Genomic DNA, 12,938 nt, shown 5'->3' with positions numbered 1-12,938 from the left:
ATCGCTCACCGCTCGTCATAACCTGCCTCCGACGCCGCCGGCTTCAGGAACAGCTCATGCACCGGCGCGAAATGCGCATATAGCGGCAGAATCGCACCGCCCATCGCGCGGGCATCGGCGCCGATCGCGCCTTCGAGCAATTGCGGCCGCACCATCCCTTCCCATTCGAAACGATCGAGCACGCGCTCGGTGCGGCGAATGATCTCGCGCAGCAGTAGCCGGTCGAACTCGCCGTCGATCACGACGGCTTCGAGATCGAGCAACGCGGCCGCATTGGTTAGCGCGTTCGCGATCGCCGGGCACGCGCTGTCGAGCCATCGCTCGGTATGCCGCCACAACTCGGGCGACAACGCGCGATGATCATGCGCCGCGGCCGCCGGCGCGCCCGCATCGCTGAACAGTCGTTCGAGCACGAAGCCCGATGCCGCGTGCAGCAACTGCCGCGCGGGTTTGCGTGCGCCGCCTTCGCGCAGCGGGATCGAACCGACCGCGCCCGCGTTGTCGTGCGGACCGCCATGCAGACGTCCGTCGATCACGAGACCCCCGCCGATGAAGGTGCCGACGAACAGATACAGGAAGTTGTGGATGCCGCGGCCCTGGCCCATCACGAGTTCGGCCGCGCAGGCGGCCGTGGTGTCTTTGGCGAACTCGACGGGCAGGCCGGTTATCGTCGCGATGCGCGCGCGCAGATCGATGTCGTTCCAGGCGTCGAGCGCGTCGGGCGGCGCGCCGAGAAAGTCGCGCCAGCCGCCGAGCCACAACGGCGCCGCGACACCGACGCCGACCACCTTGCCCGCCTTCGCGCCGAGCGTCTGGTTCACGCGCGCGAGTTTGTTTTCGAGCGCGGGGAACAGCGCGCGCGGATCGGGATACGCATACTCGAATACGTCGCGGCATACGATGCGCCCGGCGAAGTCCATCGCGAGCACGTCGAGACTGCGGCGTCCGACCTTGATACCGATCGTGTACGCGCCGTCCGCGCACAACGCGATCGGCACCGACGGCTGGCCGATCTTGCCGCGCACGCGCGCGTGCTTTTCGAGCAGGCCGTCGGCGATCAACCGGTCGACGATCATCGACACCGTCTGCATCGAAAGACGCGTGAGGCGGCCGACCTCGGCCTTCGGCAGTGGTCCATGCAAGCGGATCGTTTGCAGCACGATGCGCTCGTTGAATTGCCGCATGCCGACCTGATTCGAACCGACCGTGCGTTTGACCGGCGAACGCCTGCTGGTGCTGGGGGTGTCCATTGTCGTGTACCGGCCTCGTGGCTCAGCGGATTGGGCGGCGCGTTATGCGATCGCCTTCACGTCGGCTTCCTTCGCGCCGGTCATGATCGCGACCGCTTCCGACATGTGCACATCCTTCGTATTGACGAGCGCCGCGCGCCGGCCGAGCCTCTGGATATGGATGCGGTCCGCGATCTCGAACACGTGCGGCATGTTGTGGCTGATCAGAATCACCGGCAGGCCACGCTCGCGCACGCGCCGGATCAGTTCGAGCACCATGTTGCCTTCCTTCACGCCGAGCGCGGCGGTGGGCTCGTCCAGAATCACCACGTGGCGCGCGAATGCCGCGCTGCGTGCAACGGCGACGCCCTGGCGCTGGCCGCCGGACAGCGTTTCGACCGCCTGGCGCATCGAGCGGATGCCGATTTGCAGATCCTTCATGGCGGCGGTCGCTTCGTCGAGCATGCGGCGCTTGTCGATCATCTTGAACAGCGAGCCGCGCCAGCCGGGCTTCAGCAACTCGCGGGCGAGAAACAGGTTTTCGGCGATGCTCATCGCCGGCGCGACGGCGAGTTCCTGGTACACGGTCTCGATGCCTTGTGCGCGCGCATCGAGCGGACTGCGGAACTTGACCGGTTTGCCGTCGAGCAGAATCTCGCCTTCGTCGGGCACCGTGGCGCCCGAGAGCGCCTTGATCAGCGACGATTTGCCCGCGCCGTTGTCGCCGATCACCGCGAGGATCTCGCCGGGCAGCACTTCGAAATCGCAACCGTCGAGCGCGGTCACGTTGCCATAACGTTTGACGAGCCCGCGTGCCTGCAGAACCGGCATCGCAGCGGACATGGAAGAGGAGGTGGAGGTCGACATGACAGGGCTCCTGTGCGGGATCAACGGCCGCGGTGCGAGAGTTTATCGGCGGCGACCGCGAGAATCACGAGGATGCCGGTGATCAATACCTGGTACACCGAGGAAACACCGATCAGCGTCAGGCCGTTACGGAATACGCCGACAATCAGCGCTCCAAGCAAGGTGCCGACGATCGAGCCGCGTCCACCGAACAGACTTGTGCCGCCGAGCACGACCGCGGTGATGCTGTCGAGGTTCTCGGTTTGCCCGGCCTGCGGATCGCCGACACCGGTGCGCGCTACCGACAGCAGCGCGGCGATGCCGTAGATCGCGCCGGCAAGCGTGTAGACGGTCAGCAGAATCCGCTGCGACGACAGGCCCATCAGTCGCGCGGCCTCGGCGTTGTTGCCGAGCGCGTACAGATGCCGGCCGGGCACCGTGTCGCGCAGCACGAACCACGTGGCCAGATACATCAGCAGCGTCAGCACGGTGCCGTACGTGACTTCCGCCGGTCCGAGCCTGAACGTGCTGCCGAGGAACATGATCGCATCGGGCAGGTTCGACACGCTTTCCGCGTTCGAGTAGATCTGCGTGAGCGCAAACGCGATGTTCAGCGTACCCAGCGTGACGATGAACGCCGGCAACTTGATGCGCGTGATCAACAGACCGTTCAGTAAGCCGAACAAGGTGCTGGCGCCGATGCCGCACAGAATCGCGAGGATCGGCGGCACGCCGAGCACGACCGCGAACTTCGTCATGATGATCGAGCCGAAGGCCATTACCATGCCGCAGGACAGATCGATGCCACCGGTCAGCACGATCAGTGTCTGGCCGATCGCGATGACCGCGACGACCATCGTCTGTTGCAGGATCAGCGACAGGTTCTGGAACGATAGAAAGCGGCTGCTCTGCGAGACAAAGAATGCGCAGGCCAGCACCAGCGCGATCAGCGGTCCGATTTCGGACAGCGACGGCAGGTGCTCGGTGAAAGACGGGCGCGGGCGGCCGGCGGGCGCGGAAGGTGTCGACATGATGGCAGTCCTCGGTACATGAGCGTGACATGTAGGTCACGCTGCAAATCAATTGGCGGCCCGGTGCGACGCGCAACGGGCCGCTGTGCAATGCGCGTTACTTGTTGCCCCAGCAGTTGTCGAGGCCGAACTTCGTATCCTTGCTGTCGATGCCGGACATCGGCTTGTCGGTGATCAGCGTGACGCCGGTGTCCTGATAACCGGACACCTTCTTGCCGGTTTTCGCGTAGTCGACGCCGGCGGTGACGCCGAGCGCGGCCATCTTCAGCGGATACTGCTGCGAGGTCGCCGCGATCGCGCCGGCCTTCACGTTGCGCACGCCTTCGCAACCGCCGTCGATCGACACGATCATCACGCCCTTGTCCTTACCCGCCGCCTTCAGCGCGCGATACGCGCCGGCCGCGGCCGGTTCGTTGATCGTGTAGACCACGTTGATGTCGGGCGCTTTCTGCAGGCAGTTTTCCATCGCCGTCTGACCTTTCGCCTGATCGCCGCGCGTGTCCTGGCTGCAGACGATCGACGGATCGCCTTCCTTGATGCCGAAGCCTTCGAGGAAGCCGTTGTGGCGCAGCACGCCAACCGACACGCCCGGCGCGAGATCGAGCGTGGCGATCTTCGCGGGCTTGCCGTTCAGCGCGGCCTTCGCATATTTGCCGATCAGCACGCCGGCCTTGAAGTTGTCGGTGGCGAACAGGGCGTCGGTTGCGTCCTGCGGATCGGTCGGCGTATCGAGGGCGATGACCATCACACCGGCCGCGCGTGCCTTCTTGATGCTCGGCACGATCGCCTTGGTGTCGCTCGGCGTGATCAGGATTGCTTTCGCGCCGGCCGTCATCATGTTTTCGATCGCGGTGACCTGACTCGCATTGTCGCCGTCGAACTTGCCGGCGGCCGTGATCAGTTTCGCGCCGTCTTTCGACGCGGCCGCGTCCGCGCCCTGACGCATCTTGACGAAGAACGGGTTCGTATCGGTCTTCGTGATCAGGCCGATGACGGGCTGGTCGGCGGCCTGGCTCGCGCTTGCGCACCACAGCGCCGCTGCCACGGCGCACATCGACGCGATTGTCCTGGCGACAGGACGCCTGTGGAAATTCCGATTCATGAGACGCTCCTCCGGTTATTGGCAACGACGTATGGGACTGCAGATAGATCGAAACTGCGAAGCTGCGGGCTTGACGTTTGACGATGACGCTTCGACGCAATGTGGTCCGAAGGAAATCGCCTAAATCACTTTGGTTGATTTAGTACAGCAGGCGGGCGACTGCTCGTCAAGGAAATGTGAACGCGGAAAATCGCTGTGCAGCGAACCGCGTGCAGGCTGAGCGCCTTGTGTGGTAACGCTTTGGCGCCGTGCTGCAGTGCGAAGCGGCGCTTCTCGGCTTGGGGAAAGTCCTGGCCCGTCTGAAAGCGGGTTGAAATATCAGCGGTGGTTTTTCAACGCAATTCGAGGTGCGTAACGCGCTTTTTCAGTGGGCGCCGAATGTTTGCGAGAGGTTGCGGCGGAACAGCGCTTGCTCGCATCGACTGAATGCGAACCTTTCGGAGAGACCCATGCCCTCGCACTGGTGGCAGCGACGACTTTCTGGTCACCGTGGCGTTGGCGGCGCTCGCATGCGAAACGGTCCAGGCGCGCGTCCAGACGTTTGCACAGGTGTCGTTCGCGCCACGCATCGGCGTGCCCGCGCAATTGCGCGTTACTGCAACCTTGCGGCGCGGCTGTAACCGCCACATCAACGCGAACGCGGTGCGGCCGTCGATGCGCGCACGACCAGATTCGGCTCGGACGAAATCCGCATCGGCACGGGCGCCGGCATGTCCCGCGCGGCGCGTCCCGGCTGTCCGTACGAAGTCTCGATCAGCTCGCGCAGCAGTTCCACTGCAAGTCCGGCGACCTCGACCGTCGGCACCGCCACCGTCGTCAGTGCGGGGCGCGACTCGCGCGCGAGCTGGATGTCGGTGATGCCGATCACGGACAGATCGTCCGGCACGCGCAGGCCGAGATCCGCGGCCGCGTGCATCGCGCCGAGCGCAGGCAAATCATTGGTCGCGAAGATCGCGCTGAGTTGCGGATCGGCTTCGAGCAGCGCGCGGGCCGCCAGGTAGCCGCCGTGGATCGTGTCGGCCGCGTGTCGCACACGATTTCTCGTCACACCGGCCGCGCGCAACGCGTCGACGAAACCTTCGAAGCGCGCCGCGTGAATGCCCGACGCCTTGCTGCCGACGATCGCACCAAAGCGCCGATGCCCGAGCTCGAGCAGATGCTCGCCGGCCAGTTGGCCGGCCAGCCGGAAATCGACCGCGACGCACGGCAGCCCGGGCGGCTCGGTGGGCCGCTCCCACATGCACAGCACGACCGGCGTGCCGCGCGCTTCGGTCTTGTGCAGATCGGCGAAATCGAGGTTCGCGTTGGTCACGAGCACGCCTTCGGACAAGGTGCCGGCGATCTGGTCGAGGTACGCGCGGCCGCTTAGCGGATCGTCGTTGGTATTGCAGATGATCACGAAGTGGCCGCTCGTACGCGCAGCGCGTTCGACCGCGAGCGCGAACTCCGGATAGAACGGATTCGCGATGCTCGACACCATCAGCGCGAGCGTCGGCGCGCGGCCCTCGGCGAGCGCGCGTGCGGCGAGATGCGGGCGATAGCCGAGCGCCGCGACTGCCTCGAGCACGCGTTGCCGGGTCGTTTCGCCAACGCGGCCGCGCTTGCGCAGCACGTTGGACACCGTCGCTGGCGTGACGCCGGCATGACGCGCGACTTCGCTGAGTGTGGGCATGATGTGGCCAGTATTTGGGATGGCTGTCCGACATTTGCGTCGCGGCGCGAGGCGCGGCAACATCTGTCATCGAACCAACGTACAAAACGATATCGGAGACAGACCAACGATCGCCTTGCGATCGATTTTTCGGTCGCGCTGATTAAGCGCTTAATCTCCGACTTCGCGCCGATTAAATCACGGAGTCGATGCAATGGCGAGCATTTCGTTACGAGGCGTGCAGAAGGCGTATGGCGACGGTGCACCGGTGATTCGCAACGTCGATCTGGACATCGGCGAAAACGAGTTCTGCGTGTTTCTCGGCCCGTCGGGTTGCGGCAAGTCAACGCTGTTGCGCATGATCGCCGGGCTCGAGGATGTGACCGACGGCGACCTGTCGATCGGCGGGAAGATCGTCAACGACGTGCCGGCCGCGCAGCGTGGCGTAGCGATGGTGTTCCAGAGCTACGCGCTGTTTCCGCACATGAGCGTGTTCGAGAACATGGCGTTCGGCCTGAAACTCGCGAAGACCCCGAAGGATGAAATCGAGCGCAAGGTGCGTGAAGCCGCGCGCATCCTGCAACTCGAGGCACTGCTCGAGCGCAAGCCGAAGGCGCTGTCGGGCGGGCAGCGGCAGCGCGTCGCGATCGGCCGCGCGATCGTTCGCGAGCCCGGCGTGTTTCTGTTCGACGAACCGCTGTCCAATCTCGATGCAACCTTGCGCGGACAAACGCGCGTCGAAATCGCGCGTCTGCATAAGCAGTTTGCGAAGGCGAGCGTGGTCTACGTGACGCACGATCAGATCGAAGCGATGACGCTCGCCGACAAGATCGTGCTGCTGCATTCGGGCAAGGACACCGAGCGCTACGGCAGCATCGCGCAAATCGGCGCGCCGCTCGAGCTGTATCACCGCCCGAAAAGCCGCTTCGTGGCCGGCTTTATCGGCTCGCCGCGAATGAATTTCCTGCCGGGCAAGGTGGCGTCGCTCGATGCGCAGGGCGTGCTCGTCACGCTCGATCACACCGGCGAGAACGTGCGTGTGCCGGTCAGCAGCGCCGGATTGCAGCCAGCGCAGCCGGTCACGTTCGGCGTGCGTCCCGAGCATCTCGAGTTCGTCGATGCATCGGCCACGACCAATGCGGCCGCGTCGCAAGACGGCGTGCTCGCGCGCACCGTATCGCTCGTCGAGCAGCTTGGCGAACACAGCTACGTGCACCTCGATCAACCCGGCGGCGCCGTTCTGATCGCCAAGGCGCCCGGCAACACGCGCCTGGCTCCAGGCGATCGCGCGAGCCTGCGGGTGTCGCGCACGGCCTGTCATCTGTTTACCGAGGACGGTTTCGCGGCCGCGTCGCTCGAATCCGTCGAACACTACGCTTGAAAAACACTGGGGACATAGGGATGCGTCTTGGAGTCTGTTATTACCCGGAGCACTGGCCCGAGTCGATGTGGGACGACGACGCGCGCCGGATGAAAGCGCTTGGCATCGAGCAGGTGCGGATTGCGGAATTCGCCTGGAGCCGGATCGAGCCGACTCCCGGCGAATACGACTGGGACTGGCTCGATCGTGCCGTCGACGTGCTCGGCGCGGCTGGCCTGAAGGTCGTCATGTGTACGCCGACCGCGACGCCGCCGAAGTGGCTGATCGATCGTCATCCGGAGATCCTGCCGATCGGCGCCGATGGACGTCCGCGCGCGTTCGGCTCACGGCGTCATTACGACTTCTCGTCGCCCGCGTATTTCGAGGCTTCGCGTCGTATTTGCACGGCGGTGGCCGAGCGTTACGGCAAGCATCCGGCGGTCGCTTTCTGGCAGACCGATAACGAATTTGGCTGTCATCACACGGTGGTCAGCTATTCGCCGGCCGCGGTCGCGCGCTTTCGCGAGTGGCTGAAGGCGCGTTATCGCACGATCCAGGCGTTGAACGAGACGTGGGGCACAGTGTTCTGGAGCATGGAGTACCGCGGCTTCGAAGAAATCGACGCGCCGGTCGGCACCGTGACCGAGGCGCATCCTTCGCATCGTCTCGACTACCGGCGCTTCGCATCCGACGAAGTGGCGCGCTACAACCGCATGCAGGTCGAGATCATTCGCGCGCATTCGCCGGGGCGGCCGGTCGCGCACAACTTCATGCAGCTCTTCACCGAGTTCGATCACTACAAGGTCGCGGCCGATCTCGACGTCGCAACGTGGGACAGCTATCCGCTCGGCGCGCTCGAAGAGCAGTGGTTCGCGCCGGACATCAAGGCGCGCTGGTTGCGCACTGGTCATCCGGACTTCGCGTCGTTCAATCACGACGTCTATCGCGGCATGTCGAAGCTGCCGTTCTGGGTGATGGAGCAGCAGCCGGGTCCGGTGAACTGGGCGCAGTGGAATCCGGCGCCGCTGCCGGGCATGGTGCGGCTGTGGAGCTGGGAAGCGTTCGCCCACGGCGCGGGCTGCGTGTCGTATTTCCGCTGGCGTCAGGCGCCGTTCGCGCAGGAGCAGATGCACGCGGGTCTCAATACGCCCGATAACCGGCTCGACGTCGGCGGCAATGAAGCATCGCGGGTGGCGTCCGAAATTCACGCGGTGCTCGCCGCGAACGCCGATGCCAATGCGTCGATCCGCTCGAAAGTCGCGCTCGTCTACGACTATGAAGCGAAGTGGTTGTTCGAGATTCATCCGCAGGGCGCGGACTTTCACTATCCGCGGTTCGCGTTCGAGTACTACTCGGCTTTGCGCGCGCTTGGACTCGACGTCGATGTCGTGCCGGCCGATGCATCGTTCGATGGTTATAGCCTCGTCGTCTTGCCGCCGCTGCCGGTCGTGCCCGACGATTTCGCCGAACGTCTCGCGCGCTCGGGCGCGCAGGTCGTGCTCGGTCCACGCACCGGATCGAAGACGCGCGAGCTGCGGATTCCGGCGAATCTGCCGCCGGGCGCATTGACGTCGGTGCTGCCGCTGCGCGTGTGGCGCGTCGAATCGATGCGGCCGAACGTGACCGAAGCGGTGCTGCTGGAACAGCAGGGCGGTGCCGCCGAGGGCTTCGCGCGACACTGGCGCGATTTCATCGACAGCGATGCATCATCTTCATTCGACGTGCGGGCGCGTTTCGCGGACGATCATCCGGCGTACGTGCGAAGCGGCGCGTATCACTACTTCGCGAGCCTGTTCGACGACGCCTTGACCGTGCGCCTGTTCGCGCGCATCGCGCAGGAAGCGGGCCTCGAAACGCAGGCACTCGGCGACAGCGTGCGCATCAGCCGTCGCGGCGGACTGACGTATGTGTTCAACTATGGCGATCGAACCCACGCGCTCGACGACATTTCCGACGACGCATTCGTGATCGGCTCGCGGGAGGTGGCGCCGCAAGGGGTAGCGGTCTACCGCTCGCAATAGAAGTCCGGCCTTGGCAATTCCACGCAGTCATTCGATATAGAAGCGACAACGACGTAAAAACCATGGAATGAAGGAGACAGTCAGGATGAAACTGAAACCACGCAAGATTCTGTTGGCGCTCGCGCTGGCCGCGGTTGCCGCGGGGACCTCGGTCGTCGTCGGCACCGCGCAGGCGGCCACGCTCGCGCTGAACATCGCGTACAAGGGCGCGAGCCAGCGCGCGGTTTGGCAGCAGGTGGTCGACGAGTTCAAGAAGGCGCATCCCGGGATCGACGTGAAGGTATCGTTCATCGATGAGGAAGCCTACAAGGTTCAGTTGCCGGGTTGGCTTTCGACTGTCGCGCCCGATATCGTCAACTGGCACGACGGCGAGCGTATGGCGTATTACGCGCAGCGTGGCCTGTTCGAGGATCTGACCGGCGACTGGCAGAAGAACGGCTGGAACGACATGTATGCGTCGACGAAGGAAGCATCGTCGTACAAGGGCAAGCAGTATGCCGCGCCGACCGTGTACTACTCGTGGGGGATGTTCTATCGCAAGGACCTGTTCGAGAAGGCCGGCATCAAGGGCGAGCCGAAAACGTGGGACGAGTTTCTCGACGCCGCGAAAAAGCTGAAGGCCGCCGGCATTACGCCGATCGCGGTGGCGGGCCGCGATGCCTGGACGCTGGCCGGCTGGTTCGATTATCTCGATCTGCGCCTGAACGGCAATGCGTTTCACCAGAAGCTGATGGCCGGCGAAATTCCGTACACCGATCCGCGCGTGAAGAAGGTCTATACGACGTGGAAGCAACTGATCGACGACGGCTATTTCATCAACAATTCACTGTCCTACGATCTCGACGCGGTGCAGCCGTTCCTGTTCCAGGGCAAGGCTGCCATGATGCTGATGGGGACGTTCATTGCGGCGGGTTTCCCGGACAACGTGAAGCCGCAGATGGGGTACTTCCAGTTCCCGATCATCGACTCCAAGGTGCCGACCGCCGAGGATGGACCGGTCGAATCGCTGCATATTCCGTCGAAAGCGAAGAACAAGTCCGATGCGCACACGTTCCTTGCGTTCGTCGAGACGCCTCAGATCGGTGCGCAACTCGCGAAGGGACTCGGCTCGTTGTCGGCGAACAGCAAATCGCCGGAGCCAGAAGATCCGATTTCGAAGATCGGCTTCCAGATCCTGTCGAACACGAAGGGCGGCATTGCGCAGTTCTACGATCGCGACATGACGAAGGAAATGGCCGACGAAGGGATGAAGGGGATGCAGCAGTTCGTCTCCGATCCGTCGAAACTGGACGACGTCCTCGCGCAGCTCGAGCAGACGCGTCAGCGTATCTACAAGAAGTGAGCGGCGGCGGCCGCAAGGCCGCTGTCCGATGCATCGGATTGGATCGGGAGATTGATCGTGTCGCATTCCGTCAGCCGTCATAGCGTCGACGGTCCTGTTGAACCCGGCGGCCCGGGCTTGCCGGCGTCGAGCGGTGCGCTGGGCGGCGCGTCGGTCGCGTCGCGCCGGCGCGGCCCGACGCCGACCGCGCGGCGGCAGCGGCGCGCCGCGTTCCTGTTTCTCGCGCCGGCCTGCTTCATGGTGGCCGTGTACGTGGTGTGGCCGATCCTCTCGACGATCCGCCTTAGCTTCTTCAACTGGGATGGGATGACCGAGCCGACCTTCATCGGCCTCGCGAACTACATCGAGCTGGTCCATACGCCCACGTTCTATACGGCGCTCAAGAACAACCTGATCTGGCTCGTGCTGTTTTTGCTCGCACCGCCGATGGGCCTCGCCGTCGCGCTGTATCTGAATCAGGCGGTGGCGGGCATCCGCATCGTCAAGTCGCTGTTTTTCGCGCCATTCGTGTTGTCGGGGGTCGTGGTCGGACTGATCTTTTCATGGTTCTACGATCCGACCTTTGGCCTGCTCGCAATGATGCTCGGCCACGGCGTGCCGGTGCTCGGCGATCCGCGCTATGCGACGCTCGGCATCGTGTTCGCGGCGCTGTGGCCGCAAACCGCGTACTGCATGATTCTTTATCTGACCGGCTTGACCACGTTGAACGCCGAGCAGATCGAAGCTGCGCGAATGGAAGGCGCGCAGGGCTGGTCGATGCTCTGGCATGTCATCCTGCCGCAGTTGCGGCCCACGACGTTCATGGCCATCGTCGTGACGATCATCGGCGCGCTGCGCAGCTTCGATCTGATTTCGGTGATGACGGGCGGCGGTCCGTTCGAAAGCTCGACGGTGCTCGCCTATTTCATGTACGACCAGGCGATCAAGTACTACCGCATCGGCTATTCGGCGGCGATCGCGGTGGTGCTGTTCGGCATCATGCTCGTGTACATCGTCTATCACCTGCGGCGAATGCTGCGCGCCGAGCAATGAGGAGCCGCTGATGTTTCCGATTCCGATCGACAAATGGAAGCCGGCCACGCGCCGCGCATACAAACTGACGTTGCCGATTGCACTCGTGATCTGGCTGTTGCCGATGATCGCGGTGCTGGTCACGTCCGTGCGTTCGACCGAAGAACTGAGCGAGGGCAATTACTGGGGATGGCCGAAGCACTTCGCGATGTTCGATAACTATCGCGAGGCATTGACGACGTCGCCGATGCTGCATTACTTCTGGAATAGCGTGCTGATTACGGTTCCTTCCGTAGTGGGTTCGATCGCACTCGCGGCGATGGCGGGCTTTGCCTTGGCGATCTATCGCTTTCGCGGCAATTCGACGTTGTTCGCGACGTTCGTCGCGGGCAACTTCGTGCCGATCCAGGTGCTGATGATTCCGGTGCGGGATCTGTCGTTGCAACTCGGTCTGTTCAATACCGTGAGCGCGCTGATTCTGTTTCATGTGTCGTTCCAGACCGGCTTTTGCGCGCTGTTTCTGCGCAACTTCATCAAGCAGCTGCCATTCGAGCTGGTCGAGGCGGCGCGCATCGAAGGGGCGAACGAGTGGACCGTGTTCTTCAGGATCGTGCTGCCGCTGATTCGTCCCGCGCTCGCGGCGTTGGCGATCCTCGTGTTCACGTTCGTGTGGAACGATTATTTCTGGGCCTTGTGTCTGACGCAAGGCGACGACGCCGCGCCGATCACGGTCGGCGTGGCCGCGCTGAAAGGGCAGTGGACGACCGCGTGGAATCTCGTTTCGGCGGGATCGATTCTGGCGGCGCTGCCATCGGTCATGATGTTCTTTGCGATGCAGAAGCATTTCGTCGCGGGTCTGACGTTTGGCGCGACGAAGGGGTGATGCTGTTCACGCGTGGCGCTGCCGCGTAGAGAAGGGTTGCCCGCGGAAGCGGGCTTTTTTCGGTGCGGCGCGCAGCTGCTCGCACGCTGACTTCTCGATCAACGCTTTTCAGCTGACGCCGGGTTGACCCGCTGCATAACGGCATTCAACGCCGCGCGCACTATCGAGAGGCCGCTTGCCTTCGCCGACTTGGCTCGCGAAGTCCAACTTCTGCTTCCGGTATGGCTGCTACCCCTATCAACCATCGAACGAGGCCTTCCTGCCTGAAAACAGGAAGGAAGGCGCCTGCCGCTATCAGGCCGGATCAGCGTACTTCAGCGTCCACGTCAGCGTACGGCTGGCGCCGCCCGTCAACGCGAACGGGTTGGTCGAGGTAAGACTGCATGTCGAAGCATTCACTCGTCATGGAGCCGACGCATTGCTTTCGCCTCCATGCCGACTTCCTTCGCTTTTCTTTGATCT

Annotated in this window: 10 protein-coding genes; 5 read left to right on the top strand and 5 right to left on the bottom strand. The window is 63.7% G+C overall.

Features of this window, described 5'->3' with window-relative positions; genetic code table 11:
- Window positions 1–5 precede the first annotated feature (5 nt).
- The 5 genes from OKW30_RS34485 to OKW30_RS34465 all read right to left on the bottom strand — a co-directional run bounded on the left by OKW30_RS34485 (window position 6) and on the right by OKW30_RS34465 (window position 5,880).
- A complete protein-coding gene (locus tag OKW30_RS34485) occupies window positions 6–1,250 on the bottom strand; it encodes an ROK family transcriptional regulator (RefSeq protein WP_184025444.1) in 1,245 nt (414 codons plus the stop codon).
- A 42-nt stretch (window positions 1,251–1,292) separates the two neighbouring features.
- Window positions 1,293–2,096, bottom strand: a complete 804-nt coding sequence (locus tag OKW30_RS34480; protein ID WP_184062996.1) for an ATP-binding cassette domain-containing protein — start codon at window positions 2,094–2,096, stop codon at window positions 1,293–1,295.
- A gap of 20 nt (window positions 2,097–2,116) precedes the next feature.
- Window positions 2,117–3,106 carry an ABC transporter permease gene (locus OKW30_RS34475; protein ID WP_184062995.1) on the bottom strand — a complete coding sequence of 330 codons (990 nt, stop codon included), beginning with the start codon at window positions 3,104–3,106 and terminating at the stop codon, window positions 2,117–2,119.
- A gap of 97 nt (window positions 3,107–3,203) precedes the next feature.
- Window positions 3,204–4,208 carry a sugar ABC transporter substrate-binding protein gene (locus tag OKW30_RS34470; protein WP_429348844.1) on the bottom strand — a complete coding sequence of 335 codons (1,005 nt, stop codon included), beginning with the start codon at window positions 4,206–4,208 and terminating at the stop codon, window positions 3,204–3,206.
- Window positions 4,209–4,836: 628 nt separating this feature from the next.
- Window positions 4,837–5,880 (bottom strand): LacI family DNA-binding transcriptional regulator, encoded by a 1,044-nt coding sequence (locus OKW30_RS34465; RefSeq protein WP_429348843.1) that lies wholly within the window; start codon window positions 5,878–5,880, stop codon window positions 4,837–4,839.
- Window positions 5,881–6,073: 193 nt separating this feature from the next.
- Between OKW30_RS34465 and OKW30_RS34460 the strand changes: the two genes are divergently transcribed.
- The 5 genes from OKW30_RS34460 (at window position 6,074) to OKW30_RS34440 (ending at window position 12,476) form a co-directional block, all read left to right on the top strand.
- On the top strand, window positions 6,074–7,240 hold the full coding sequence (locus OKW30_RS34460; RefSeq protein WP_184062990.1) for an ABC transporter ATP-binding protein: 1,167 nt from the start codon (window positions 6,074–6,076) through the stop codon (window positions 7,238–7,240).
- Window positions 7,241–7,260: 20 nt separating this feature from the next.
- Complete coding sequence (locus tag OKW30_RS34455; protein WP_429348842.1) at window positions 7,261–9,240, top strand: beta-galactosidase; 1,980 nt, start codon at window positions 7,261–7,263, stop codon at window positions 9,238–9,240.
- An 85-nt stretch (window positions 9,241–9,325) separates the two neighbouring features.
- Window positions 9,326–10,582, top strand: a complete 1,257-nt coding sequence (locus OKW30_RS34450; protein ID WP_429348841.1) for an ABC transporter substrate-binding protein — start codon at window positions 9,326–9,328, stop codon at window positions 10,580–10,582.
- Between the two features lie 57 nt (window positions 10,583–10,639).
- A complete protein-coding gene (locus OKW30_RS34445; RefSeq protein WP_187626433.1) occupies window positions 10,640–11,614 on the top strand; it encodes a carbohydrate ABC transporter permease in 975 nt (324 codons plus the stop codon).
- 10 nt (window positions 11,615–11,624) lie between these two features.
- Window positions 11,625–12,476, top strand: a complete 852-nt coding sequence (locus tag OKW30_RS34440) for a carbohydrate ABC transporter permease (protein WP_018423397.1) — start codon at window positions 11,625–11,627, stop codon at window positions 12,474–12,476.
- Window positions 12,477–12,938 lie beyond the last annotated feature (462 nt).

Source organism: Paraburkholderia sp. Clong3 (genome assembly GCF_050436485.1).
GTDB classification, from domain to species: domain Bacteria; phylum Pseudomonadota; class Gammaproteobacteria; order Burkholderiales; family Burkholderiaceae; genus Paraburkholderia; species Paraburkholderia tuberum.
This window is presented reverse-complemented; position numbering and strand designations above follow the sequence as displayed.

Bases quoted from the DNA above. Each gene is read 5' to 3' on its own strand.
- OKW30_RS34485 (WP_184025444.1), bottom strand. From the start codon at position 1,250: ATGGACACCCCCAGCACCAGCAGGCGTTCGCCGGTCAAACGCACGGTC.
- OKW30_RS34480 (WP_184062996.1), bottom strand. From the start codon at position 2,096: ATGTCGACCTCCACCTCCTCTTCCATGTCCGCTGCGATGCCGGTTCTG.
- OKW30_RS34475 (WP_184062995.1), bottom strand. From the start codon at position 3,106: ATGTCGACACCTTCCGCGCCCGCCGGCCGCCCGCGCCCGTCTTTCACC.
- OKW30_RS34470 (WP_429348844.1), bottom strand. From the start codon at position 4,208: ATGAATCGGAATTTCCACAGGCGTCCTGTCGCCAGGACAATCGCGTCG.
- OKW30_RS34465 (WP_429348843.1), bottom strand. From the start codon at position 5,880: ATGCCCACACTCAGCGAAGTCGCGCGTCATGCCGGCGTCACGCCAGCG.
- OKW30_RS34460 (WP_184062990.1), top strand. From the start codon at position 6,074: ATGGCGAGCATTTCGTTACGAGGCGTGCAGAAGGCGTATGGCGACGGT.
- OKW30_RS34455 (WP_429348842.1), top strand. From the start codon at position 7,261: ATGCGTCTTGGAGTCTGTTATTACCCGGAGCACTGGCCCGAGTCGATG.
- OKW30_RS34450 (WP_429348841.1), top strand. From the start codon at position 9,326: ATGAAACTGAAACCACGCAAGATTCTGTTGGCGCTCGCGCTGGCCGCG.
- OKW30_RS34440 (WP_018423397.1), top strand. From the start codon at position 11,625: ATGTTTCCGATTCCGATCGACAAATGGAAGCCGGCCACGCGCCGCGCA.